The following is a 25,556-nucleotide window of genomic DNA, read 5'->3' on the forward strand; positions in this document are numbered from 1 at the left end:
ATAAATCAATATGATGGTCGATGATGTAGAAAACGTGAAACATCATCACTATATTTTTACTTTAATACACAACAAGATTGTAAAAGCTTATTGCAATTCAGAACTTTGGCGTTTTTAATGTGCTTATCGTTTTATCTAAAGCAGTCTGTAATAAAACTATTCAATACGGACATGCTTGCAACTACATGGAATTTTTATGATGTTTAAACAGCATGTATTGTGTGCCCTTACATTGACTTGCTCAGGTACGCTATTTGCCAATATTCCAATTGAATCTCGCGGTTTGAGTGGCGCAGATAATGGCACTGTGTATACAGCAAATAATACAGCCATTCAAACAGGTGCTGGCTCTACCCCTACGCCAACCAATTTGAATTGGCAGCTCATGCAGAAGAACCAACAGCTCGAAAATGAATTGCGTAGCTTACGCGGTAAAATGGAAGAGCAAGACAATATTATCGAACAATTAAAAAGTGAACTTACAAACCGCTATGCAGATTTAGATCAACGTTTAGAGCTACTCCAACAAAAAGTAGATCCGAGTAAAGACACAGAGGCTGCGGAGGATAACCAACAAGGTACTGCACCCAGCAACAGCTAATACAGTCCCTACACCGGTTAAACAACCTACAGCACAAGCAACTTTAAGCTCATCTGCAAAACAACCTGTAAATACAGGCGGTGACTCACTTGAGCTCGAGAAAGCAGCTTATACCGTTGCTTTAGATGCATACAAACAAGGTGGTGCGAAAAAAGCCATCGCACCGATGAAAAATTTTATTAAAAATAATCCTAACAGTGTTTATATTAGCAATGCATATTTTTGGCTAGCTGAATTCAACCTTGCTGTTGAACCGACTAACTACGCAGAAGCGAAAAAGAACTATGGTATTGTAGTAGATCAATACCCTGAGTCGACTCGTGCACCTAGAGCGTTATATCAACTGTATAGCATTGCAAAAGACGTAGATCGAAACAGCAGTTTAGCAACGCAGCTCAAAACCAAGCTTACCCAAAAGTATCCAAAATCTGAAGAAGCAGGCTTTGTTAAAAAATAGGACTTTTTTTAACGCAAAAAAAAAGACACCTTATAAGGTGTCTTTTTTTATTCGCAGCATTTAGCGTACGATACCGCGCTTAGACTGCTCAAGTGAGTCGATCAACAATTGCGCTTCTGCCACTTCAGGCAAAATTTCAATGCGAATACGCTCAATCGCTTCATTCGTCGTTAAACCATCTTTATAGATCAATTTAAAAGATTCACGTAAACCTTGAATCACATTTTTAGACCAACCTTTACGACGCATACCTTCAATGTTCATGGCAAAAGCATGGGCTGGATTACCAGATACCATGACATAAGCAGGTACATCTTTCAAAATAAGAGATGCACCACCAATCATACTGTAAGAATCGATTTTACAGAATTGATGAATACCAGAGTTACCACCTACGATGACATAATCACCAATGTGGACATGACCTGCAACGCCGACGTTATTAGCAAAGATATTATGATCACCTACCACACAGTCATGTGCAATATGTGTATTCACCATCAATAAATTATGACTACCAACTTTAGTTAGACCCTGATCTTGAACAGTACCACGGTGTAAACTACAGTGTTCACGAATCGAGTTATGATCCCCGATTTCTAACCAAGTTTCTTCACCAGCATATTTCAAGTCTTGGCAGACTTCACCAACACTGGCAAATTGAAAAATTTCGTTATGTTGACCAATACGGGTATAACCACCCACCACAACATGTGAATGCAGTTTAGTACCCGCTCCAATTGTGACTTGAGGACCAATAATACAATATGGTCCAATTTGCACATCCGGAGCAATTACTGCTGATGAGTCAATAATGGCGGTAGGATGAATTAATTCGTTATTGCTCATGCTGTCTCTGTTTTCTGATGCGAAACCATAATTTCCGCGGTTGCTGCGACTACGCCATCTACAGTGGCAACACAATTATATTTGTAAATGCCACGCTTTTGCATCACTAATTCTGATTTTAATACAAGTTGATCGCCTGCAACGACTTGTTTTTTAAATCGGACCTTTTCTGCACCAGCAAATAAGAACAACGAACCAGCTGAAGGTTTCTCATTATTCATAATGAAACCTAAGATACCCGATACTTGCGCCAATGCCTCAACAATCAGCACGCCCGGCATAATTGGGTATTCAGGGAAATGGCCTTGTAAAAATTCTTCGTTAATCGTTACATTTTTATAGCCTACAATCCCGTTGTCAGTCACTTCAACAACACGATCAACCAATAAAAACGGATAACGATGTGGCAAATATTCACGAATAGTCTGAATAGTCATTGGTAATTCAGGTTTTGTGAAAGCTGGGGTATTCGACTCTGTCATCATAATTATTTACGCAATTTAAATGTTGATTCAAGGGACTCAATTTGAGACTGCATATGATCAAGTCGTTTGACCAATTGGGTCAATGGCACATCTGCTAATTGTTTAAAGCGGATTGCTGCCTTTTTCCAAGAACCACTTTCAAGCATTGGCGTGCCTGAAGAATAACTTCCAGCAACGGAAATACTTTTTGTGACCATTGACATACCGGTAATTGTCACATTATCTGCAATATTAATGTGACCTACGATACCAACAGCCCCTGCTAGCACACAATTTTTGCCAATAGTTGTACTACCAGCAATGCCACATTTCGCAGCCATTGCTGTATTTGCACCAACTTTGACGTTATGTGCGATTTGCACAAGGTTATCAATAATGACACCATCTTCCAAAATTGTGTCATCTAAAGCACCACGGTCGATACTACAATTTGAGCCAATACGCACATCATTCCCGATGCGTACAGAACCTAATTGAGCAATACGATGCCATTTCCCTTGATAAGGCGCAAAACCAAACCCTTCACCACCGATCACCGTATTTGCATGGATACGTACACGATCACCTAACTTAGCTTCACCAGTAATCGTCACATGCGAATCGATAAAACAATCTTTACCAATTTCAACACCATGATCAATCTTCACTTGTGATTCAATTCGAGTTCCTTCACCCACCACGCTATTCGCACCAATCACCACATAATGCCCAATATAAGCAGTATCAGAAATGATTGCTGAAGGATGAATTTGGGCAGTACTTTCAATTCCTGTTTCTACAGATTTTTTTTCAAAAACATGCGTCAGAATAGCGAAAGCCAGATACGGATTGGGTACAACAATGAAGTTTTGCTGTGAAGGGATTTGTGACTGCATCTCTGCAGTCACAATCAGCGCACCAGCCTGAGACTGTTGAGCTTCATTCAGATATTTATCTGCGTTTAAAAATGCAAGCTGATGCGGTTGAGCACTCTCTAAACTTGCCATTCCACTGAATAGCAAATCTAGCTGGCCAATACATTGACCTTGAACAAGTTGAGCAAGCTTTTCTAAACTGAATTTTTGAGAATTCATTGATTATTTAATTGCATTAACCTTTTGAATCATTTTATCAGTTAAATCAAACTTAGGGTCATACGCAAGTGCTGAATTTTTATTCAAAACAACATCTAACTTATTTTCTGTGCGCAATTGTTCTGCAACTTGCTTGATTCGTGTATCCATCGTGCGATTTAAAGACTGAATATTCCCTTGAACCGAAGCTTGAACTTTTTGCTGTAAATCAGTCAGCTCTTTAAGTTTAGTTTGATACTGTTGACCCATTTGCTGCTTTTGCGCAGCAGTCAACTTATCACCACCCTGCTGAGCTTTTTGCTGCATTGCTTCCAGCTCTTTAGCCAGTGATTCAATTTTAGTGGTTTGTGGTTTCAACTGCTGTTGAATTTGAGCATTTTGTTGTTTTAGATAAGTACTTTGATCCACCACCTTTTCTAAATCAACCACACCGTAACCTGCTGCATTTACCACAGCAGAACACGACATACCCAATACCGCCAAACTAGCAAATAATTTATTCATCTTATCAACCTGTAATTTTGTTATTCCCAGAAGGGTCGTACTTAGAACGTACGACCAATCTCGAATTGAATTTCTTTTGTTTCATCGCCAGCTTTATCATTAAGCGGGAATGCATAACTCAGTGAAATTGGACCAATCATCGTGATCCAAGTAAAGCCAGCACCAACGCTATAACGCATGTTATTCATATCAAAGCCGTAATTATCTTTACAGTATTGACGGTCTTCACTAGATTTAGGAACATCACATTGGGTATCAAATACTTGTGCGCCTTCAGCAAATAAAACTGGACGAACTTGACGAGCCCAATCACCTTTAAATGGTACAGGTAAAGCTAATTCAGTACCAAATTGAATTAAAGCATTACCACCGACTTCTTCTGGATCGTAGTCAACCTGATTTTGCGCATCATAATACACACCAGGATATTTCGGCCCTAAAGTACTGTTATCATAACCACGTACCGAACCAAAACCACCAGCATAGAAGTTTTTATAGAACGGCAAATCATTACCATAGCCTAACTTACCGTAACCACGTAATACAAAGTCTTTACCGAGTGGGAAATAAGCTTGAGCATCGTAAGTGATTTTTTGATATTCAACATCACTACCTGGTAATGCAATTTCGGCATTGACGCGGTGTGACATACCCGATGTAGGGAATACCGGGCGATTCAAGGTATTGTATGACCAACCCAAGTTAAGGTTATAAGTTAAGAAATCACCTTTAAACGCACTATCGTATGATTCTTCAGGTACTGCGCAAGTGTTGTGAGTAACAATTTTATTACCTTCACTATCTAGTACAAAATCTCCATTCGCATCAGTTTTGTATACAGGCACAGTTAATTGTGAGTTACCAGACGCATCAGTAGGACAGAATGATGTGGTATCCGTCGCCTTCCCACCATTTGCTAGTAAATAATCACGCACATAAGTAGAAACATATGGGCCTGTAGTTACTTCGGTATTATCAATATTCAAGCCCATACTGATACTTTGGTTTTCATCGATCGGATAACCAAAGTTGATACCACCACCAAAACTGTCAGTGACGTAGTTGTTAACGTTATAGTCGTCATCTAACTTGGTTTTACGGTAGTACATATTATAACCACGACGTACACCATCAATAGTGAAATACGGGTCAGTTACACTGAGGTTGTAATAATCTTGAGTCTCTGAACGAGACAAATCGATAGAAACTGCATTACCTGTACCCAAGAAGTTGGTTTGACTCAAACCTGCTTGGAAAGTCACACCACCACTTTGTGAGAAACCAACAGCCAAAGTACTTGTACCCGAATGCTGTTCTTCAACATTTACATTTAAATCAATTTGATCTGGCGTGCCCGGAATACGTGCAGGCTTAACATCAACGGTTTTAAAGAAACCCGTACGCTCTAAACGCACTTTAGACAAATCGATTTTTTCGTTACTTGCTAATGCACCTTCCATTTGACGCATTTCACGACGTAGAACTTCATCAGCTGTTTTCGAGTTACCTGTGAAATTAATGCGGCGAACAGTGACTTGTTGACCCGGATTCACATAGTAATTTAAATCAACCAATTTGGTGTCTTTATTGATTTCAGGAACAATGTTTACTTCTGCAAAGTAGTAACCTGCGTTACCGTATTTACGAAGCAAAAGTTGTTTCACACCATTCACTTTTTCTTGTGAATATAAATCGCCATCTTTATAAAGTTTTAAAGCGTTTAAATCTGTTTGCGTATAAAGCGTATCACCTAAGAAATGGGTTTCACCAAACTTAAATTGTTCACCTTCATCCACCGAAACTTCGATAAAGACGTGTTTTTTATCTTCACTCAAATTCAGACTTGAATTGGTAATGTTGAAGTTGATGTAACCTTTGTTGAGATACATCGCACGTAACGCTTCTAAACTCGCAGCCATTTTTTCACGTGCATAGCGGTCATTACGAGAAATGATCGAGTTCCAACCACTTTCTTTTAATGCAAAAATTTGTTTAATTTCGCTTTCTTTAAAGACCGTATTACCAATGATATTAATATCAAATACTTTGGCAGATTGACCTTCTTCAAACTCGATTAAGACATTTACACGGTTATTCGGTTGAGCTGTTGTAATAACTTTTACATCAGCATCGTAGCGACCTTGCTGCATGTACTGTTGTTCTAATTCAGTTTCAACCGTTTGCAAAGATGATTTCTTTAAAACTTCACCTTCGGACAGACCCATTTTCTTTAAGCCTTCTTCCAAGGCTTCTTTAGGAATAAGTTTATTGCCTTTTAGCTCAACTTTAGAAATTACTGGGCGTTCAACCACTGTATATACAAGGGTATTACCGACTTGTGAAGACTTCACATCATCAAACAAACCCGACGCAAACATGCTACGAATTGAGTTTGAAATGATTTGATCATTGACACGATCACCAGCGGAGAATGGGATCATTCCGGCTACATTGTCAGGAGTTAAACGCACTAAGCCATCAACACGAATATCTTGTACTACAAAATCATCTGCTGCATATACTTGTTGTGCTACGGCCATAGCACTAACCAGTGCCAATGGCATAAATAAATGTTTGTGCTGCATGCCAGTCTTTTCCGCTGTTAATTTATTTCGTATAACGTTCTTATAAACGCATAATGTCATTGAATAGAGCCAGTAGCATCATGCTACCCAGCAATACCATACCAATTTTTAATCCAACCAATTGTATTTGTTCAGAAACAGGTTTACCACGAATTAATTCAATAAAATAGTAAATTAAATGACCGCCATCGAGCATAGGAATTGGTAGTAAATTTAAAATACCCAAACTCACACTCATCAGTGCCATAAATGAAATGAAGGTTTGCCACCCCATTTCAGCACTTTGACCAGCCACTTTCGCAATGGTAATCGGACCAGATAAATTATCTAAACCAACCAAACCACGCACCATTTTTACAATAGAATTCAGGATCATACTAGATATCTGACCTGTTTTTTCTACCGCTTTGCCCATCGCCTCTACAGGCGTGTATTGAATGGTTTGTTTGTATTCGGCTGGAATATTGACTTTACCCGGATCGCTTTGTACACCTAAAAGCCCTGTGACTTTACCCATTTGGTCACGCTTACCTTGCGGCATCACGCTTAAATGCACAATTTTATTTTGTCGTAAAACATCAATTTTAAGTAACTTTTCTGGAGAAGCTTGTACAACTTGTACAACATCAAACCAGTCTTTCATTTTTACGCCATCAATCGAAACAATTCGATCACCCACTTGCATCCCTTGGCGAATTGCTGCGCCATCTTCACTGAGTTTTGAAACCACTGCAGGAATTTCAGGACGATACGGTGTAAAACCAAGAACATCGAGTGGTGACTGAGTTTGATCGCGTAAGAAACTTTGAATCGGTAAACTGAAATTTTGAATTTGCCCTGCACGTTCAGCTTGAATTTGAATATTGCCAGTTTCACCTACACGATCAACCAAGGCATAATTCAAGCGCTCCCAAGTAGATACTTGAGTGCCATCTACGGCAGTAATTTTATCACCAGTCTGCATTTGCGCAGCCGCTGCTGGTGTATTCGGTAAAATTTTACCTACACGCGTATTGAGCTGTTCCTGAGCTGGTAAAAATAAAATCCAAAACAACACCACTGCAAAAGCCAAGTTGATGAGTGGCCCTGCCGCAACAATTGCAATACGCTTCCAAGGGTGTTGTCGGTTAAATGCTTTTGGTAAGTCTTCTGCTGCGACATCACCTTCGCGTTCATCCAACATTTTGACATAACCACCCAGTGGTAATGCAGACAGTTGATATTGAATACCCGATTTCTTCGACGTCCACTTGAGCAGTGTTGGGCCAAAACCAATCGAATAAACCAAAACCTTTACGCCCAGTTTACGTGCAACGAAATAATGCCCAAATTCATGAATCGCTATCAGCGGTCCAAGTAGCAATATTGCTGCAATAATCATAAACAAGGCATTCATGTCTTAACTTCCTGAATTCAATACTGCTTTTTCAGCAACCATACGTGCTGATTTATCTGCATGCAAAATAACATCAATATTATTTGCAGCTGAGTTTTCAACTTGCCCCAACACATGTTCAACAATTTGAGGGATTTGAGTAAAGCCAATTTTCTCATGCAAAAATGCTGCCACGGCGATTTCATTGGCTGCATTTAAAATCGTAGGAGCTAAGCCACCAGCCTTCATGGCTTGACGTGCTAATTTTAGTGCTGGGAATCGCTGTATATCAGGCTGTTCAAAATTTAGCTGAGAATGAGCAAATAAATCTAATGGAGGCACATGTGTTTGAATACGCTTTGGCCACGCTAATGCATGAGCAATAGGCGTACACATATCAGGATTTCCCATTTGTGCCAAAGTCGAACCATCTACATATTGAACCATTGAATGAATGATACTCTGTGGATGGACAACAACTGTTACAAATTGTTCTTCAACTGCAAAGAGATGACAAGCTTCGATTAATTCCAAGCCTTTATTCATTAGCGTTGCAGAATCAACAGAAATTTTTTGACCCATCGACCAGTTTGGATGCTTACAGGCTTGGGCAGGCGTCACACTTTGCAATTGTTCTAAACTATGATGTAAAAATGGACCACCCGAAGCGGTGAGTAAGATTTGTTTTACACCTAGCTTTGGCTGACCATGACGCTCACCTTGTAGATAAGTTTCAGGCAAGCATTGGAAAATTGCATTGTGTTCAGAATCGACCGGCAGCAACAAAGCATTATTTTCACGTGCGGTCTGAATCATGATGTCACCCGACATCACCAGCGCTTCTTTATTTGCAAGCAACACGCGTTTACCTGCTTTCGCAGCAGCCAATGTAGGTAGCAATCCTGCTGCCCCCACAATAGCTGCCATGACCACATCAACTTGTGGATGTTCTGCTACTGCGATTAATCCTGCTTCATCATGCAGGATTTCAATATCAGTTAATTTTTCAGCTACGAGTAATTGGCGCAGTTCATCCACTTTATTGAATGGAACAACTGCGATTTTCGGTCGATATTGTTTGCATATTTCGACAAGTTCTACAATTCGGCTATGTGCAGTGACTGCAAAAACTGAATACTCTTCGGGGTGCTGTTGCAGAATCTTTAAAGTACTTTGACCAATGGATCCTGTTACACCCAATATACAAACAGATTGTGACATCTATAAATCTACGCCAATTAATTTTAAAACATACATACCTGCTGCAAAGATAGGTGCTGCGGCAAGCAACGAGTCGATACGATCCAGCACACCACCATGTCCGGGAAGAATACGACCAGAATCTTTGATCCCTGCACGACGCTTGATCATCGATTCAAATAAATCACCAAGTACTGAACTAAATACTGTTATTACTGAAAGTATTAAAAATAAAATATGTTCAGCGATGCTTAAATCAAGATAAATAATTTCAACAACAATAACTATTAGCATTGCAGTGAATAGACCGCCATATAAACCTTCGATCGATTTATTTGGGCTCACATCTGGTGCAAGTTTTTTCTTACCAAATTTACGTCCCACGAAGTATGCACCACTGTCTGCACCCCATACCAACAGGAACAGATACATGAGCCACCACGGTGAGTTCATCCACACAGAAAAAATAGCAGTTACCGCAGCAGGAACTAAGACTAAACCAATACCACTCAGACTCGGGTTATACCAGTTATCGTAATCAGGATAAGACTTCACCCAATAGACACTTAAGATCCAAGTAAAGATCGAAGCCGCCCAAAGCAGTAATGCAACATCTGTAAAATGCAATGCTAGTGCTGAAAGAATAGCAGTGACTAGACCATAGCCCCAAGCGAAAGGTTTAATCACATTTTGTGTATTCCGCGGCATGAGTTTGAACCACTCATAACCCGCGACAGCTGATGCAATAATCATCAGCACAAGCATTGGGTATTTAGACTCGGTTGCAAACATGCAACTCAGTACAACTGAAACCAGTACCAATGCGGTTATTATCCGCTCTAACATTTATTTATTCTCAAACTGCTCTTGTTGAATCTGCTCTGAAGTCTTACCAAAACGACGTTCACGACCACCAAATACCGCTAGTGCGTCGTCAAATTCTTCAATGGTAAATTCAGGCCATAATGTCTGGGTAAAATAAAGTTCTGCATACGCAGCTTGCCAAAGCAAGAAGTTCGAGAGACGGAAATCACCACCTGTACGAATTAACAAATCTACCGGAGGTAGATCACTTAAACTGACATATTGACCAAAGACTTCAGCATCCACTGCTTCAAGATTTATTTTGTTAGTTAAAACATCTGCTGCGATTTTTTTTGCAGCCTGTGTCATATCCCACATACCACCGTAACTAATTGCAATAGTTAAAGTCATGCTGTCGAAATTAGCAGTCCTTTGTTCAGCTTGCAACATTAAGTCACGTAAGTTAGGAGATAAGCGAGAACGATCACCAATAAAACGTAGGGAAATGTTAAATTTTTCCATGCGTGGCAACTGTTCATGAATGGTTTCTTCAAGAAGAGCCATCAACAAATCAACCTCAAACTGAGGACGATTCCAATTTTCACTCGAAAAAGCAAAAACGGTCAGTGCTTGGATATTTCTTTTACGACAATGTTCAACGATGGGATCTAGGATGTCCTTTCCAGAACGATGCCCTTCACCTTTTTGCATTTGATTCTTTTTTGCAAAACGATTGTTGCCATCCATAATGATGGCAACATGTTTTGGAAGACGGGAAGTTTCTTCAGATGAGGTCATTAAAACTTAGACCTTCATCAATTCAGCTTCTTTTGCAGCCAGACGTTTTTCAACTTCAGCAACGAATTTGTCTGTGATTTTTTGAATGTCATCACCCGCGCGACGCTCATCATCTTCAGAAATTTCTTTTTCTTTTAACAATGCTTTGATATCACCCAAAACATCACGACGGATGTTACGGATCGCAACTTTTGCATTTTCAGCTTCGTTACGTGCAACTTTCTGCATGTCTTTACGTGTTTCTTCTGTTAATGCAGCCATAGGAACACGGATGGCATCAGCAGTAATCGGGTTTAAGCCCAAGTCAGATTCACGAATTGCTTTATCAATTGCAGCAACCATTGAACGTTCAAAAGGCTGAACAAGTAGAGTACGAGAGTCTTCTACACCCACGTTCGCTACTTGGTTTAATGGCACATCAGAGCCATAGTAAGGAACCATAACACCATTTAAAATTGATGGGTGCGCGCGGCCTGTACGAACTTTGGCAAAACCATGCTCTAGAGAATCTAGAGATTTGTTCATACGGTCTTCTGCGTCTTTTTTAAGATCGTTAATCATGTGATCTTCCTTACTTAATTCGAAAAGATGTAAATTCTAAAATAGCTTGTAGTATAAAGAGCTTTAGGGCCCACGTACATTAGTTCGTAACGTGAGTACCCTCTTTTTCACCCATTACCACTGAAAGTAATGAACCTGATTTGTTCATATCAAATACTTGAAGTGGAACGTTGTGGTCACGGCACAAGCAAATCGCTGTTAAATCCATCACACCCAGTTTTTCATCTAAAACTTGGTCAAATGTTAATGCATCGTATTTCACTGCATCTTCATATTTGCTTGGATCTTTGTTGTATACGCCATCAACCTTAGTCGCTTTAAGGATAAGATTGGCTTCAATCTCAATACCGCGTAAGCATGCTGCTGTATCTGTCGTAAAGAATGGGTTACCCGTACCTGCAACAAATACACAAACTTCGCCACGAGTTAAATGACGAATTGCATCACGGCTAGAGTATGATTCAACTACTGCACCAATGGGTAAAGCTGACATTAGACGAGTTTTGATATTACGACGTACCAAAGCATCACGAAGTGCCAAACCGTTCATTACAGTGGCCAACATACCCATTTGATCACCTGTTACACGGCCAACCAAACCATCTTTTTGTAATTGGCTACCACGGTAAAGGTTACCACCGCCGACAACGATACCCACTTGAACACCTAAACCAACAAGGTGCGCAATTGCGAGTGACATTTGATCGAGCACTTGTGCATCGATACCCATCTCTTTATTGCCCGCTAAAGCTTCACCTGAAAGCTTAAGCAGGATGCGACCAAAACGTGGTTTTTTAGAATCAAGCATCATCAACTCCGAATTATTTAATTTCAATTATTTTTAATGAATCGTTTAAGCAGACTTAACCGAGATCAGTTTTGCAAATAAGTCATATTCATCTGCATCTGTAATTTCTACTTCAAGTAAATCACCTGCTTTAATCACTGACTTATCGATATCCTCAACAAAAACATTACCATCAATTTCAGGTGCATCTGCATAAGAACGCGCAACAGCAACTGGGAACTCTTCTTCAAGATCATCCACAAGTACTGTCATTTTCTGACCAATACGGCTTTGCAATTTTGCAGCAGAGATTTCTTGCTGAACTTGCATGAAACGCTCATAACGCTCTTGCTTGATTTCTTCAGGCACATGATCTGGCAAATCATTTGCAGTCGCGCCTTCAACTGGTGAGTAAGTAAAACAACCCACACGATCAAGCTGCGCTTCTTTTAACCAATCAAGCAACATTTGGAAGTCTTCTTCAGTTTCACCCGGGAAGCCCACAACAAATGTAGAACGAATCACAAGATCAGGACATTTCTCACGCCAAACTTTTAAACGCTCCAGTGTATTTTCACTGTGCGCAGGGCGTTTCATGAGTTTTAAAATCTTAGGACTTGCATGCTGGAATGGAATATCCAAATACGGCAGGATTTTGCCTTGTGCCATTAAGTCAATCACAGCATCCACATGTGGATATGGATATACATAGTGCAGACGCACCCAGATACCCAATTGACCCAATGCTTCACACATGTCATAGAATTTGGTTTTAACGGGCTGACCGTTCCAGAAGTCCAATTTGTATTTGGTGTCTACGCCATAAGCCGATGTATCTTGAGAAATCACAAGGACTTCTTTTACGCCTGCTTTTTTCAGCGCTTGAGCTTCAGTCAATACTGAACCTACTGGACGAGAAACCAAATCACCACGCATGCTTGGGATGATACAGAATGTGCAACGATGGTTACAACCTTCTGAAATCTTCAAATAAGCATAATGTTTTGGTGTTAATCGAATACCTTGTTCCGGTACTAGATCAATAAACGGATTGTGTTTCGGTGGCTCAGGCACGTATTCGTGCACAGCTTCCATCACTTCTTGATATGCCGCAGCACCTGTCACTTTTAAGACATTTGGGTGCATTTGGCGAATTTTGTCTTCGTCTTTACCTAAACAACCAGTCACAATTACGCGACCGTTTGAACTCATCGCTTCGCCAATGGCATCTAGCGACTCTTGTACTGCAGATTCAATAAAACCACAGGTATTTACAACTACTAAATCGGCACCATCATAATCTGATGCTACATCATAACCTTCAGTCTTTAACTGAGTTAAAATTCGTTCGGAATCTACCAATGCCTTAGGACAACCTAAAGAAACAAAACCGACTTTGGGGGATTTCATGAATCTGCGCTCCACTATAATCCGCGTATTGTATGTCTTTTCAAAACATAAAAACAGGTGAAAAGGCCACTCTTTATATCACGCACCAAAATAATGCTATAAATTCATCCATATAATTTCATTTGCACCATTTTAATGCATTTTTGATTTACAGCCTGTTTTTAATCGGCTATACACTTTATTTAAAGTCTTAAATAAGCGCATTTATTCAAATAAGCATCAAAACTTAGCGTATTTCTCAAATAGTTGGCTTATATCTTGCATAACTTGCATCAATTCGAACCTTATTAGATTGAACGATTTGCTTTATGAAGATGCCATTGCGCCATTTTAAGACAGGAACCTCTCGCTAATGGATCAGACTATGACGATTGATTACCGGCTTTTAGTGGATAATTTAACCACTGCCATTTTATTGGTCGATAGCAACCTGAATATTTTTTATTTAAATTCATCTTGTGAAGCGCTTTTTGACATCAGCTTACTTCGTGCATCAGGTCAGCCTGTATTAAATTTACTCCATATGCCCGATGATGAGTTCAATACGCATGATGCATTAATGAATACACTAACTTCCGGTCAGCACTATACGCGCCGAGAAGCAACGATTAATGTCAACTTTAAAGACATTCATGTTGATTACACCGTGTCACAGCTCAACTCTGGCAAACCCTACCACCCGTTGCTATTGATTGAACTCAATCAAATCGACCGGATGTTGAAAATCTCTAAAGAAGAAAACCTGATTCAACAACATCAAGTTGCACGACAACTGATTCGTGGTGTTGCTCATGAAATTAAAAATCCACTTGGTGGTATCCGTGGGGCGACACAACTTTTAGCGCGTAGTTTAAATGATCCGAAGTACAGCGAATTCACCGACATTATTATTAGTGAAGTGGACCGATTACGTAATCTTGCTGACACTATGCTTGGTTCAAGACAATTACCAAGTTACGAACCAGTCAATGTCCATGAACCCCTTGAACGTGTTCGTTCACTGATCGTCAACCAAACTAAAAAGAAAATTAAAATCACCCGTGATTACGACCTTTCTTTACCAGATGTACTGGCAGATCGTGATCAATTAATTCAGGTCATGCTGAATATCAGTGTTAATGCTGTTCAGGCGATGACTGAAAATAAAGAGTTCTTTGTTGAGCATCAACCAGAACTGACCTTGCGCACACGTATTCAACGCTTAGTCACCATCAATGGTGTATTAAAACGTTCTGCGGTACGCATTGACATCGAGGACAATGGACCGGGTGTCCCACAAGAAATATTAGAATCCGTATTTTATCCTTTAGTGACAGGACGAGCGAAAGGCACAGGTCTCGGCCTTAGCATTGCACAAAATATTATGCATCAACATAACGGAATGATTGAATGCCAATCAGTTCCTGGAAAAACAGTATTTAGCCTATATTTACCTTGGGAGTCAGATCATGTCGCGTAATAAGATTTGGGTCATCGATGATGATCGCGCCATGCGTTGGGTGCTGGAAAAAACATTCAAAGAAGAAGGTTTTGATGTTACCAGTTTTGAAGAAGCACAATCCGCTTTAGATCAGTTAAGTGTCGATGCGCCAGATGTTATTTTGACGGACATCCGTATGCCAGGTATTGATGGACTGACCTTTTTAGGTAAAGTCAAAGGCAACTACCCTGACTTACCTGTGATCATCATGACCGCACATTCAGATTTAGAATCTGCTGTGTCGAGCTATCAAACGGGTGCATTTGAATATCTACCAAAACCTTTTGATATTGATGAAGCCTTAGCTCTTGTAAACCGTGCAATTTTACATATCGCCAAATTACAACAACAAGAATCTGCTAAAACCGTTCAACCGATTCAATCTACAGAGATTATTGGTGAATCACCTGCTATGCAGGAAGTCTTCCGTGCCATTGGTCGTCTTTCTCAATCACACATTACTGTATTAATTAATGGTGAATCAGGCACGGGGAAAGAATTGGTTGCGCATGCGTTGCACAAACACTCACCACGTGGTAACAAACCTTTTATTGCGCTCAATATGGCAGCAATTCCAAAAGATTTGATCGAAACTGAATTATTTGGTCATGAAAAAGGTGCGTTCACCGGTGCCAATACGCAGCGTCAGGGTCGTTTCGAACAAGCCAATGGCGGGACTCTTTTCCTTGATGAAATTGGCGACATGCCATTTGAAACCCAAACCCGCTTATTGCGTGTTTTAGCGGATGGCGAATTCTACCGCGTTGGCGGTCACATCCCAGTCAAGGTGGATGTCCGTATCGTTGCAGCAACGCACCAAGACTTAGAAAAGTTAGTACATGAAGGTCGCTTCCGTGAAGACTTGTACCACCGTCTAAACGTCATTCGTATTCATATTCCAAAACTTGCACATCGTAGTGAAGATATTCCGATGCTTGCACAGCATTTCCTTGCAAGTGCAGGTAAAGAACTTGGGGTAAGTCCGAAGATTCTGCGTCCTGAAACGCAAGAATACATGCAAAAACTGCCATGGCAAGGTAATGTGCGTCAGCTTGAAAATACCTGTCGTTGGTTAACGGTTATGATCACAGGCCGTGAAGTGTATCCAGAAGATTTACCTTCTGAATTAAAACAGATTCCAATTCAAGGCACAGATGGCAATCCTGCTACTCAAGGGATTGATCGTATCGGGGTGCATCATTGGGATGAATTACTTGGTCAATGGGCTGTGCAAAAACTTAAAAATGGTGAGATGAAAATTCTCGACATTGCCACACCAATGTTTGAACGCACCCTCATCAATGCTGCACTACAGCAAACACGTGGGCGTAAGCGACATGCAGCAGAACTTTTAGGTTGGGGTCGCAACACTTTAACCCGTAAACTCAAAGAACTTGGTATGGACAGTGCCGAAGATGATGTCGAAGAAGAATTAGAAAGTTAATTTTCTCATTTACATTAAAAAAGCCAGTCACTTGACTGGCTTTTTTATTTTGAGATTTTTTAGCAATATTTTATGCCGTAAAGCCGACATAACGTGAATAACCTTCCACCCCTAAATCAGACTTATAAATCAGAAACTCAGGGAAGCTCGAGGCGGTAATTTCAGTAAACATATGATATTGATCATCATTGGCATGCAAGTCATCGACTGTATGTTGCATGGTTTGCTCAAATTCATCTGTAATAAACTCAAAACCAATATCCATTGCAATAAACAGCACATGCTCACATGGCTGCACATACTGCTCTTCTGACCAATCAATCACTTGCTGCTGACAATGTGGACACTGAATGTTATCTGAAGGTGAAATATCAAGTTCGATCAATTGATAAGACATAGAAGTAAATTTATTCATGAATATTAGATTTATTCTAACAAAACTTAGTTTCAGCTAAAGATATTTATTCAATAAAAAAGGAGCCGTAGCTCCTTTAAATATGACTGATTTCGATTATTTCTTAAGGGATGACTTATAGGCAGATAATGCAGCCACTGCGATTGCTGACAAAGCAATACCCGGCGCACTTGCAATTAAAATACCTGTCGTTCCTAGACCTAGCGCCAAAATCTTACCTGTGAGTAATGGACCTGTCATTGCACCCAAACGTCCCCATGAAATTGCACTTCCCACACCTGTCACTTTCCCAGCTGGTGTATAGAAAATTGGAGAGATCCCATACAAAATCGATTGACCACCTGTAGAGAAAATTCCGCCCATGATGCCTGCTGCGATAAGTACAGGAATGGAATTTGTTGTAAACAACACAAATAATGCTACAAACAAACCTGAATAGATAATCACTGCCATTTGCCATAATTTTAGGCGATCCAGCAAGTAGCCTAAACCCAGCGTACCAATCACTGCGCCCACTTGGAACATCAACATGATCATAAAAGCTTGTTGCTTTTCCAACCCTTGTTCCATAAGCAAGTTAGGCAACCAACTGATCAGAATATAGTTCACCATTAAGGTAAAGAAGAAACTCAGCCAAAGCGGCAATGTATATTTATAACGCTGTTCAGCAAAAAGGATTTGCCCCATCGCTGGAACCGCTTCTTTGCTTTCTGCCTGAACTTTTTCAGTACGCTTATCTTTTAAGATAAGCGCCATGAATGGAATCAGGATTAAAGGCGTTAAACCACCAATTAAAAACAATGTATGCCAAGAGATATCTTTAAAAATAATACCCAAGCCAGCAACAAAGATTGCACCTACAGGTAAGCCGCAGTACATCAAACTATTTAAGCGCCCACGGTTAGCATCCGTCGCTTCATCACCCACCACCGAGATCATCGTTGGCATCGCAGCGCCCAAACCTAAACCTGTAAAGAATCGTGCGATATATAAAATTTCAATGCTTGGTGCAACTGCCGTGATAGACATAAATACACCGAAGATAAAAATCGACAGCATCAGGACTTTCTTCTGTCCCAAATAGTCAGCGACACGCCCCCCAAAGAACGCGCCAAATAACATACCAAACACACCTAAGCTAAATACATAGCCCATTTGCACTTGATCTAAGGAAAATGTCGCTGCGATTCCTTTTGCTGCGATACCAGGCGCTTGCAGGTCAAAACCTTCAAAAAATGCCACCCAGAAACACAAAAATACCGTTAGAAATTTTTGCATTTTTCCCGATTGTTGATTTGCCATAATCGAACTCCATTCATGTAGCGTAAACCCACTTGTACGCCATGCCCTGAAGTTTCGGCTTTATTGGGTAGAATAAATACCACTACAAAGGTCGGAATTCACACGACCAAAAGCCCACTATTAAGACTTAAAACTTTGTATATCAATAGTTTTTAGATCTTATTTTTTGTATTTATATTTTACTATCAATCACTTAAGTTTATGAAAGATTTTAATAATCAAACCATAGCTAAAACTAATGATGATCAAAATATTCATTTAATCCGATCAAATACCAGCAGCCAATAATTTATTGGCAATAAAAAACCCGCAACTGAGCGGGTTTTTTATTTAACTCAAAATCTTATGCAGATTTTTTCGCTTGGTTATTCTTACGAATCGTAATCATCACCAATTGAACAGCCGCAGGTGTAACACCCGGAATACGGCTTGCTTGAGCCAATGTTTCAGGCAATACATTTTTCAGCTTCATAGTGATTTCACGTGAAAGACCAGAAACTACATCGTAATCAAAATCAGCTGGAATACGTGTATCTTCCAAACGCTTCATTTGCGCAACGTCTTCTTGCTGACGGTTAATATAACCCGCATATTTCACTGCAATTTCAATTTGCTCACCCACAAATGCTGAAACTTCTGAACCTGTCAATTCAGCAATTTGTGAGAAGTTGATATTTGGACGTTTGAGCAAATCGATCGCATTGGTTTCCTTAGACAGGTCATCACCCGTCATTTCAACGAATTTTTTGCCTAGTGGATTGTTTGGCGCTGCCCAAAGGTGTTGTAAACGTCCTTTTTCAGTTTCAACTGCTTCCATTTTTTGGCAGAACGAATCCCAACGCGCATCATCCACAAGACCCATTTCACGGCCAATTGCAGTTAAACGTTGATCAGCATTGTCTTCACGCAACATCAAACGGTATTCCGCACGCGAAGTGAACATACGGTACGGTTCTTTAGTACCCAAAGTAATCAAGTCATCAACCAATACACCCATGTACGCTTCATCACGTTTTGGTGTCCATTGCTCTTGATCCCATGCACGACGTGCTGCGTTTAAGCCTGCAAGCAAACCTTGCGCACCCGCTTCTTCATAACCCGTTGTACCGTTAATTTGACCTGCAAAATACAAGTTATTAATCGATTTGGTTTCTAAAGAGAATTTCAATGATTGTGGGTTGAAATAATCGTACTCAATTGCATAACCCGGACGCAATATGTGCGCATTTTCCATACCACGAATCGAGCGCACCAATTCAAACTGAACGTCGAATGGTAAAGAAGTCGAAATACCGTTTGGATAAAGCTCATGTGTGTACAGACCTTCAGGTTCCAAGAACACTTGATGCGAATCTTTATCGGCAAATTTATGAATTTTATCTTCAATCGATGGGCAGTAACGTGGACCCACACCTTCAATCACACCGGTATACATTGGTGAACGGTCTAAGCCGCCACGAATGATATCGTGAGTTTTCTCGTTGGTATGTGTGATATAGCAATTGATTTGCTCAGGATGCATCGACGCATCACCCATGAACGACATAGTCGGAGATGGGAAATCACCCGGCTGTGGCGTCATCACAGAGAAATCAACTGATCGTGCATCGATACGTGGTGGTGTACCAGTTTTTAAACGACCTACAGGTAAGTTCAATTCACGAAGGCGCGCAGCCAATGAAATTGAAGGAGGATCGCCCGCACGACCGCCTGAAGCATTATTTAAACCTACGTGGATCACACCACCCAAGAATGTACCTGTAGTTAATACAACAGTTTTCGCATCAAAGCGAATACCCATCTGAGTAACCACACCTTTTACAGTATCGCCCTCAACGATTAAATCGTCAGCTGCTTGTTGGAAAATATCCAAGTTCGCTTGATTTTCAAGGGTTTCACGAATCGCAGCTTTATAACGAATACGGTCAGCCTGTGCGCGAGTCGCACGAACAGCCGCACCTTTACGTGAGTTTAAAATACGGAATTGAATACCACCTTTGTCGGCAGCCAATGCCATTGCACCGCCAAGCGCATCAATTTCACGTACTAAATGTGATTTACCAATACCACCAATGGCTGGGTTACAGCTCATCTGCCCTAAAGTCTCAATATTATGAGTTAAGAGTAAAGTCTGTCGACCCATACGTGCCGCAGCAAGAGCTGCCTCAGTACCCGCGTGACCGCCGCCGATAACAATGACATCGTAAACTTTAGGATAATGCATAGTGGTAAAGGAGATTAAAAAAGGATGACGGAAGATTATAGCAAAACTTCACCGATAAGTTGACTGATTAACTCGATTTTATTGTTATTGACTACTGTTTTATGCCTATATATTTCTTTATGAACATACATACTTTGCATATTCCATATAAAAATATACATTTCTCAAGCAAATGTTACTCGAAGATTGTTGTTTTATTCTGATGATTTTTTATTCTGTTATAGATCCCATGAGAATCATAAGGACTATAAGCATGAATAAGAATATTTTGCTATCCACGGTTTTATGCGGTTTATGTTTATCACCACTTGCTGCCTCAGCCAATGATAAAGTTGAGAAAGTGTATGATGCACAGCGATATCAACAAGTCTGTAAAGGTAAAAGCCAAGGCGCTCAAGTATCATTTGCCTATCGCGGTATTATCTGGAATGGTACCTGCGAACCACAATTTTTTAGCTCTTCCAAAAATGCAAATCTGCATGGCGAAGAAGCAGAATTATTAAGCACATGTAGCGCAGATGCAAAAGCCACTACTGCAACGATTAATGGACAAGAAATTAAAGGAAAATGTGTTTTAGGGTTCACTCCCCCTCGTCCTAAATAAACAGTTGTCAATGAAAATATCGACCAATTAACAGATCAAAAATAAAGCGGGTAAAACATCAGTTTTTACTCGCTTTTATTTATTGCTTATTTATTAAACTGAGATAAACTCAAAAAATACTATAAGGATAAAAATATCAGGAAATTCCATGGATTCGGGATTATTTGCATTTTTTCTACCAATTGCTTTAGCTATTATGATGATGGGTTTGGGGCTCGAACTTTCTGCCAAAGACTTTTTACGCGTTGGACGCTATCCAAAAGTTATTTTCATCGCTTTATTTACTCAACTTATTCTACTGACCAGTATTGCGTTTTTCCTGTGTAAATTACTGGAGTTACCCCCTTTGCTCTCGGTCGGGCTCATGTTGCTTGCGGCTTCACCCGGCGGCCCCACCGCAAACCTTTTTAGCTACCTATATAAAGGTGATGTTGCATTAAACATTAGCTTAACGGCCATTAACTCAGTTGTATCGTGCTTTACGCTGCCTTTTATTGTCAACCTATCCATTTTGCATTTTGTTGGTGAAAGTACCAGCATTGGTATGCCTATCGATAAGATCACCCATGTATTTCTGATTATTTTAATACCGGTATGTTTCGGTATGTTTATTCGCAACTCCTTACCGACTATCGCATATCACATCAACAAGCCGATGAGAATGTTATCTATTTTCTTATTAATTCTCATCTTTACACTCGCAGTTTTGCGTGAACAATCCAACATTATTACGTATTTTGCCAGCGTCGGCATTGCAACCTGTTTGCTCTGTTTCAGTGGCTTATTTTTGGGTTACCTAATTCCGTTCCTCGCAGGTGTCCCGGAAAAGCAGGCACGTGCGTGTACCTTTGAGATCGGCATTCATAACACCAGTATCGCCCTAACCATCGCACTGAGTGTGCTTGAAAACACCACAGTGGCGATACCTGCCGGTGTTTATTCTATTTTTATGTATTTATTGGCGACCTTATTTGGTTTTATTTTGACGCGCCGTGGCAGCCACCTGATTCAACAAGTGAAAACCTAAACTATTTTTTCTAACGCAATCACCATAAGGACTTTGGTGAAAAACCATTAAATATGCTCAAGGAGAATAAATACGATGGATTCTGGAATTATTACGGTTCTTTTGCCATTAGCACTGGCCTTTATTATGATCGGGCTTGGGCTAGAACTTACCCCCAAAGATTTCGCACGTGTCACCAAGCACCCTAAAGCCGTGTTGATCGCATTATTTTGCCAGCTCGTGTTGCTTGTCGGTATCGCCTTTCTACTATGTAAACTGTTAGCATTACCACCACTGCTTGCTGTCGGCTTGATGCTACTCGCAGCCTCACCCGGTGGTAGCACAGCTAACTTATTTAGCTATCTATTTAAAGGTGACTTGGCTTTAAATATTACCCTGACCGCCATCAACTCTGTCATTGCAGCATTAACCCTTCCATTGATCGTTAATTTTTCGATCATGCACTTCATGCAAGAAGGTCAACAAATCAGCCTACAATTTGGAAAAATCCTCCAAGTTTTCGGCATCATTATCATCCCCGTCTGTATAGGTATGCTGCTTCGTCACTATGCACCTAAACTGACTGAGAAACTGCATAAACCACTCCGTATCTTTGCTGTGGTCTTTCTCATCTTAATTATTATCGGTGCTATTTACTCTGAACGACATAATATTGCGGCTTATCTAACCCAAGTTGGCTTAGCTACGTTTCTATTCTGTATTTTCAGCTTATGTATCGGTTATTTTGTTCCAAGACTTTTCGGCATCAATAGTGCTCAGGCACGTGCTTGTGCATTTGAAATCGGGATTCATAACAGCACGTTGGCCATGACCATCGCCTTAACAGTGATGGCAAGCTCGGCCGTTGCAATGCCTGCGGCGGTTTATTCAATCTTTATGTATATCTTTGCCGCTGTATTTGGCTTCCTAATTACACGTTTTGCACCGATTTCGACAACAGCTTCCGAAACAATTAAAAGTTAAGTCGCTGAAAACTTAAAAGGATGCCACGTGCATCCTTTTATTTTTTGTCAATTTTGATAATCGCTAGCTGCATGTTGCCGAGTTCCGTTACAATAGCTTTTTATAAAACTCATTTAGGTTATGTCCGTGAAGTGGTTACAAATTCATATTACTGTTGAAAAAGCTCAAGTTGATTACACTGAAACGCTGCTCAGTTCTTTAGGTGCAGTCAGTGTCACGCTAGATGATGCAGAGAATCAGGATTTACTTGAACCACTTCCAGGTGAAACACCACTTTGGAATAAAGTGATCGTTACTGGTATCTATGCACAAGAAGATGATGAAGAAATTGATGTTGCTGCATTAGAAACATTTATTAAAGCTCAACTTCCTGATGCTCCAATGCGTAGCGAATTTATTGAAGACCAAGAATGGGAACGCACATGGATGGATGCTTATGAGCCTATTCAAATTGGTGAGAAATACTGGATCGTACCAGAATGGATGGAAGCGCCAGAAGCAGACGCCGTAAACATCAAACTAGACCCAGGTCTTGCTTTTGGTACTGGTAACCATGCATCAACATTCTTATGCCTACAATGGTTAGGTAAAGTTGATCTTAAGGATAAAATCGTAATCGACTACGGTTGTGGTTCTGGTATTTTAGGTGTTGCAGCTTTACTTTTGGGTGCCAAAAAAGTTTATGCCACTGATATTGACCCACAAGCGGTTTTAGCAACACAACAAAATGCCGAATTAAATGGTGTACTCGAAAATCTGTATGTAGGCCTACCTGAAGAGTTCAACCAAGAGCTCGCTGGACAAAAAGCAGATGTATTTGTTGCCAATATTCTTGCAGGCCCACTAATGGCCTTGGCTGCAGAATTCTCAACTTTAATTAAATCTGAGGGCGAGTTCGCACTTGCAGGTGTAATTGAAGAGCAAGTTTCTGATGTTTCTAGTGTTTATTCTGAATTTTTTGATATATTAGACGTAGAAAAACGTGACGAAACATGGTGCCGAATTTCGGGTAAACGCCAACAGTATTAAAATTTAAAATGTGTACTTATGAGCGACAAATTAACTAACTGCCCTACTTGTTTTACAACATATAAAGTAACTGTTCCGCAGCTTACTGTCGCTCAGGGCATGGTTTGTTGCCCAAAGTGCTCTACATCTTTTAATGCACTGTCTCATTTGGTGGTAGATAAAGCGTTGTCTTTTTCTACCCCTGAGCCAGAAAATGCGCCGCAAAAAAATACCAATACTATTATTAATGTCAGCGAATTTAATAATACGCTTACGCCAGTGACTGTTGAAGTAACACCAAGCCACCATTTATTAAAACTATTTGATCAAAAAGTCGAAAACTCTAATATCGATCTAAAAACCTATTTAAATAACTTAAATTATTTCAGTACCGAGCCGATCGGCAACCTTCCTGCTGTAAATTGGGCAGAACAGGCTGAAAAAGATAAAAAACGTACACCACTGAACTATTTTATGTGGTTCTGTATTAATGCCTTCTTATTTGGTGCACTTATATTCCAGTTTTTCTGGTTCAATCCACAATATTTAAAAAACAGCCCAGTAATGGGTGCAGCATTCACAGCCGTGTGTGATGTATTCAATTGTTCACGTCTTGAGGAGCACTACAGTTTAATTAGCACCAAAAAAGTTAAAATTCGTAGCATTGGCAATAATGAAACACGTTTTACTGGTGAAATGATCAATTTTCATGACCGTAGCCTTGCCTTACCCAATATGAAAATTTCACTAAAAGAAAATGGTGCTGAAATAGCAAACTATACGCTTTTACCTGAAGAGTATTTGGATAAAAGTCTGCATGGCATCCAACGGATCCCAAAAAGTAGTCCTTTTAAATTCCAATTTAGCTTACCTATTGCACGCAAAAGCTTCGATAATTATTCAATTGAGTTGATTCGCCCCTAATATTGGAAAAAACTATTAAAAAAGTAAAAAAAACATAAAAAAAATGCAGTTTTCTTGCTCACTTTTTCCTAGACAATGGTATGATACGCGCCACGAAAGCTTTGTGCTGCAAACTCCTCGCTAATTTTTCACAACAAATACAATCCCAACCGTGCGCTTTATTACTTATTGCGTATTGAGTAGATTTTTTGTTTGTTTTTTAGGCTGTAACAATTATTAATCTATTGTTACGCTTATTTTTCGAACAATTTTGCGAGTTGTGTCAAGCTACAAGTAATGTACAAGTTTTAGAACTCCGCATTAGGAACTAAAACGGAGTTCATTCAAGTTTATAGACCACTTTTAACAAATCACTTTACCCAAGTGATATTTGATTTTTCGGATTAATTCGCATGAATAGCAAATCTCCTATTTTTACTGCACAATCTGATGTCGCTCTTCGTATTCACGTAGATCGCGCAGTTCGCCATTACTTTGCACAATTGCAAGGCGAGCAACCATCTCAGGTATACGATATGGTGCTGGCGGAAATGGAGAAGCCTCTTCTATCTGTAGTTCTTGAATATACGCGTGGTAATCAGACCCGCGCTGCTGAGATTCTCGGCTTAAACCGTGGTACTTTACGTAAAAAGTTGAAAGCTCACGGTTTAATGAGTGAATAAATGATAAAATGCTT

The 25,556-nt window shown here is 40.1% G+C and carries 23 protein-coding genes and 1 pseudogene; 9 read left to right on the plus strand and 15 right to left on the minus strand.

Annotation, left to right across the window (positions count from 1 at the left end; all coding sequences use genetic code 11):
- Positions 1–196: 196 nt before the first annotated feature.
- Positions 197–1,058 (plus strand): annotated as a pseudogene (locus tag FTU37_RS00785) (YbgF trimerization domain-containing protein).
- A 60-nt stretch (positions 1,059–1,118) separates the two neighbouring features.
- Here FTU37_RS00785 and lpxA read toward each other — a convergent pair.
- From lpxA to rimO, 12 genes are all read right to left on the minus strand, one after another.
- Positions 1,119–1,907 carry an acyl-ACP--UDP-N-acetylglucosamine O-acyltransferase gene (lpxA, locus tag FTU37_RS00790; RefSeq protein WP_180123598.1) on the minus strand — a complete coding sequence of 263 codons (789 nt, stop codon included), beginning with the start codon at positions 1,905–1,907 and terminating at the stop codon, positions 1,119–1,121.
- Positions 1,904–2,389 (minus strand): 3-hydroxyacyl-ACP dehydratase FabZ, encoded by a 486-nt coding sequence (gene fabZ / locus FTU37_RS00795; protein WP_171263789.1) that lies wholly within the window; start codon positions 2,387–2,389, stop codon positions 1,904–1,906. Before fabZ ends, lpxA begins: the two co-directional genes overlap by 4 nt.
- A gap of 5 nt (positions 2,390–2,394) precedes the next feature.
- A complete protein-coding gene (gene lpxD / locus FTU37_RS00800; RefSeq protein ID WP_180007772.1) occupies positions 2,395–3,465 on the minus strand; it encodes a UDP-3-O-(3-hydroxymyristoyl)glucosamine N-acyltransferase in 1,071 nt (356 codons plus the stop codon).
- Between the two features lie 3 nt (positions 3,466–3,468).
- Positions 3,469–3,969, minus strand: a complete 501-nt coding sequence (locus FTU37_RS00805) for an OmpH family outer membrane protein (RefSeq protein WP_180007771.1) — start codon at positions 3,967–3,969, stop codon at positions 3,469–3,471.
- 41 nt (positions 3,970–4,010) lie between these two features.
- Entirely contained in the window at positions 4,011–6,554 is a 2,544-nt protein-coding gene (bamA, locus tag FTU37_RS00810) for an outer membrane protein assembly factor BamA (protein ID WP_180048910.1), read from the minus strand.
- Between the two features lie 40 nt (positions 6,555–6,594).
- Positions 6,595–7,950 carry an RIP metalloprotease RseP gene (rseP, locus tag FTU37_RS00815; RefSeq protein ID WP_180123599.1) on the minus strand — a complete coding sequence of 452 codons (1,356 nt, stop codon included), beginning with the start codon at positions 7,948–7,950 and terminating at the stop codon, positions 6,595–6,597.
- A 3-nt stretch (positions 7,951–7,953) separates the two neighbouring features.
- Positions 7,954–9,150, minus strand: a complete 1,197-nt coding sequence (ispC, locus tag FTU37_RS00820; RefSeq protein WP_180123600.1) for a 1-deoxy-D-xylulose-5-phosphate reductoisomerase — start codon at positions 9,148–9,150, stop codon at positions 7,954–7,956.
- Entirely contained in the window at positions 9,151–9,975 is an 825-nt protein-coding gene (locus FTU37_RS00825) for a CDP-archaeol synthase (protein WP_078193533.1), read from the minus strand.
- Positions 9,976–10,731 carry a polyprenyl diphosphate synthase gene (gene uppS, locus FTU37_RS00830; protein WP_180041113.1) on the minus strand — a complete coding sequence of 252 codons (756 nt, stop codon included), beginning with the start codon at positions 10,729–10,731 and terminating at the stop codon, positions 9,976–9,978.
- Positions 10,732–10,737: 6 nt separating this feature from the next.
- Complete coding sequence (frr, locus tag FTU37_RS00835; RefSeq protein WP_078188724.1) at positions 10,738–11,292, minus strand: ribosome recycling factor; 555 nt, start codon at positions 11,290–11,292, stop codon at positions 10,738–10,740.
- 79 nt (positions 11,293–11,371) lie between these two features.
- Complete coding sequence (gene pyrH, locus FTU37_RS00840) at positions 11,372–12,100, minus strand: UMP kinase (RefSeq protein ID WP_078193535.1); 729 nt, start codon at positions 12,098–12,100, stop codon at positions 11,372–11,374.
- 45 nt (positions 12,101–12,145) lie between these two features.
- Entirely contained in the window at positions 12,146–13,489 is a 1,344-nt protein-coding gene (gene rimO / locus FTU37_RS00845; protein ID WP_111883759.1) for a 30S ribosomal protein S12 methylthiotransferase RimO, read from the minus strand.
- A 352-nt stretch (positions 13,490–13,841) separates the two neighbouring features.
- Between rimO and glnL the strand changes: the two genes are divergently transcribed.
- Together glnL and glnG are read left to right on the plus strand one after the other, a co-directional pair.
- Positions 13,842–14,948 carry a nitrogen regulation protein NR(II) gene (gene glnL / locus FTU37_RS00850; RefSeq protein WP_078188727.1) on the plus strand — a complete coding sequence of 369 codons (1,107 nt, stop codon included), beginning with the start codon at positions 13,842–13,844 and terminating at the stop codon, positions 14,946–14,948.
- Positions 14,938–16,413 (plus strand): nitrogen regulation protein NR(I), encoded by a 1,476-nt coding sequence (gene glnG / locus FTU37_RS00855; RefSeq protein WP_078188728.1) that lies wholly within the window; start codon positions 14,938–14,940, stop codon positions 16,411–16,413. The genes glnL and glnG overlap by 11 nt, the downstream gene beginning before the upstream one ends.
- Before the next feature lie 70 nt (positions 16,414–16,483).
- Here glnG and FTU37_RS00860 read toward each other — a convergent pair whose 3' ends face one another.
- The 3 genes from FTU37_RS00860 to mnmG form a co-directional block, all read right to left on the minus strand.
- Entirely contained in the window at positions 16,484–16,810 is a 327-nt protein-coding gene (locus tag FTU37_RS00860; protein ID WP_078193710.1) for a hypothetical protein, read from the minus strand.
- A 114-nt stretch (positions 16,811–16,924) separates the two neighbouring features.
- Positions 16,925–18,130 (minus strand): 3-(3-hydroxy-phenyl)propionate transporter MhpT, encoded by a 1,206-nt coding sequence (gene mhpT, locus FTU37_RS00865; RefSeq protein ID WP_180007765.1) that lies wholly within the window; start codon positions 18,128–18,130, stop codon positions 16,925–16,927.
- Between the two features lie 343 nt (positions 18,131–18,473).
- Positions 18,474–20,354, minus strand: a complete 1,881-nt coding sequence (mnmG, locus tag FTU37_RS00870) for a tRNA uridine-5-carboxymethylaminomethyl(34) synthesis enzyme MnmG (protein WP_180123601.1) — start codon at positions 20,352–20,354, stop codon at positions 18,474–18,476.
- A 253-nt stretch (positions 20,355–20,607) separates the two neighbouring features.
- On the opposite strand from mnmG, the gene FTU37_RS00875 reads away from it, so the two are divergent.
- The 6 genes from FTU37_RS00875 to fis all read left to right on the plus strand — a co-directional run bounded on the left by FTU37_RS00875 (position 20,608) and on the right by fis (position 25,542).
- Entirely contained in the window at positions 20,608–20,958 is a 351-nt protein-coding gene (locus FTU37_RS00875; RefSeq protein WP_180117630.1) for a hypothetical protein, read from the plus strand.
- A 148-nt stretch (positions 20,959–21,106) separates the two neighbouring features.
- Positions 21,107–21,985, plus strand: a complete 879-nt coding sequence (locus FTU37_RS00880) for a bile acid:sodium symporter family protein (RefSeq protein ID WP_180021696.1) — start codon at positions 21,107–21,109, stop codon at positions 21,983–21,985.
- 75 nt (positions 21,986–22,060) lie between these two features.
- Positions 22,061–22,948, plus strand: coding sequence for a bile acid:sodium symporter family protein (locus FTU37_RS00885; RefSeq protein WP_180123602.1), 888 nt, complete (start codon positions 22,061–22,063; stop codon positions 22,946–22,948).
- A gap of 126 nt (positions 22,949–23,074) precedes the next feature.
- Entirely contained in the window at positions 23,075–23,977 is a 903-nt protein-coding gene (gene prmA / locus FTU37_RS00890) for a 50S ribosomal protein L11 methyltransferase (protein ID WP_180021694.1), read from the plus strand.
- A gap of 18 nt (positions 23,978–23,995) precedes the next feature.
- Positions 23,996–24,880, plus strand: coding sequence for a DUF3426 domain-containing protein (locus FTU37_RS00895; protein ID WP_180123603.1), 885 nt, complete (start codon positions 23,996–23,998; stop codon positions 24,878–24,880).
- A 392-nt stretch (positions 24,881–25,272) separates the two neighbouring features.
- The gene (gene fis / locus FTU37_RS00900) at positions 25,273–25,542 is read left to right on the plus strand and encodes a DNA-binding transcriptional regulator Fis (protein WP_001086304.1); all 270 of its coding nucleotides are present in this window, start codon (positions 25,273–25,275) and stop codon (positions 25,540–25,542) included.
- Positions 25,543–25,556 lie beyond the last annotated feature (14 nt).

Origin of the sequence: Acinetobacter sp. YH12097 (genome assembly GCF_013419225.1) — a bacterium.
GTDB lineage: Bacteria > Pseudomonadota > Gammaproteobacteria > Pseudomonadales > Moraxellaceae > Acinetobacter > Acinetobacter amyesii.

Excerpts from the sequence above, each read along its gene's own strand:
- FTU37_RS00875 (WP_180117630.1), top strand. The coding sequence starts at position 20,608 with ATGAATAAGAATATTTTGCTATCCACGGTTTTATGCGGTTTATGTTTA.
- rimO (WP_111883759.1), bottom strand. The coding sequence starts at position 13,489 with ATGAAATCCCCCAAAGTCGGTTTTGTTTCTTTAGGTTGTCCTAAGGCA.
- FTU37_RS00860 (WP_078193710.1), bottom strand. The coding sequence starts at position 16,810 with ATGTCTTATCAATTGATCGAACTTGATATTTCACCTTCAGATAACATT.
- rseP (WP_180123599.1), bottom strand. The coding sequence starts at position 7,950 with ATGAATGCCTTGTTTATGATTATTGCAGCAATATTGCTACTTGGACCG.
- bamA (WP_180048910.1), bottom strand. The coding sequence starts at position 6,554 with ATGCAGCACAAACATTTATTTATGCCATTGGCACTGGTTAGTGCTATG.
- lpxA (WP_180123598.1), bottom strand. The coding sequence starts at position 1,907 with ATGAGCAATAACGAATTAATTCATCCTACCGCCATTATTGACTCATCA.
- FTU37_RS00825 (WP_078193533.1), bottom strand. The coding sequence starts at position 9,975 with ATGTTAGAGCGGATAATAACCGCATTGGTACTGGTTTCAGTTGTACTG.
- ispC (WP_180123600.1), bottom strand. The coding sequence starts at position 9,150 with ATGTCACAATCTGTTTGTATATTGGGTGTAACAGGATCCATTGGTCAA.
- FTU37_RS00805 (WP_180007771.1), bottom strand. The coding sequence starts at position 3,969 with ATGAATAAATTATTTGCTAGTTTGGCGGTATTGGGTATGTCGTGTTCT.
- glnG (WP_078188728.1), top strand. The coding sequence starts at position 14,938 with ATGTCGCGTAATAAGATTTGGGTCATCGATGATGATCGCGCCATGCGT.
- uppS (WP_180041113.1), bottom strand. The coding sequence starts at position 10,731 with ATGACCTCATCTGAAGAAACTTCCCGTCTTCCAAAACATGTTGCCATC.
- lpxD (WP_180007772.1), bottom strand. The coding sequence starts at position 3,465 with ATGAATTCTCAAAAATTCAGTTTAGAAAAGCTTGCTCAACTTGTTCAA.
- fis (WP_001086304.1), top strand. The coding sequence starts at position 25,273 with ATGAATAGCAAATCTCCTATTTTTACTGCACAATCTGATGTCGCTCTT.
- mnmG (WP_180123601.1), bottom strand. The coding sequence starts at position 20,354 with ATGCATTATCCTAAAGTTTACGATGTCATTGTTATCGGCGGCGGTCAC.
- FTU37_RS00880 (WP_180021696.1), top strand. The coding sequence starts at position 21,107 with ATGGATTCGGGATTATTTGCATTTTTTCTACCAATTGCTTTAGCTATT.
- mhpT (WP_180007765.1), bottom strand. The coding sequence starts at position 18,130 with ATGGCAAATCAACAATCGGGAAAAATGCAAAAATTTCTAACGGTATTT.
- fabZ (WP_171263789.1), bottom strand. The coding sequence starts at position 2,389 with ATGACAGAGTCGAATACCCCAGCTTTCACAAAACCTGAATTACCAATG.
- FTU37_RS00885 (WP_180123602.1), top strand. The coding sequence starts at position 22,061 with ATGGATTCTGGAATTATTACGGTTCTTTTGCCATTAGCACTGGCCTTT.
- frr (WP_078188724.1), bottom strand. The coding sequence starts at position 11,292 with ATGATTAACGATCTTAAAAAAGACGCAGAAGACCGTATGAACAAATCT.
- glnL (WP_078188727.1), top strand. The coding sequence starts at position 13,842 with ATGGATCAGACTATGACGATTGATTACCGGCTTTTAGTGGATAATTTA.
- pyrH (WP_078193535.1), bottom strand. The coding sequence starts at position 12,100 with ATGCTTGATTCTAAAAAACCACGTTTTGGTCGCATCCTGCTTAAGCTT.
- FTU37_RS00895 (WP_180123603.1), top strand. The coding sequence starts at position 23,996 with ATGAGCGACAAATTAACTAACTGCCCTACTTGTTTTACAACATATAAA.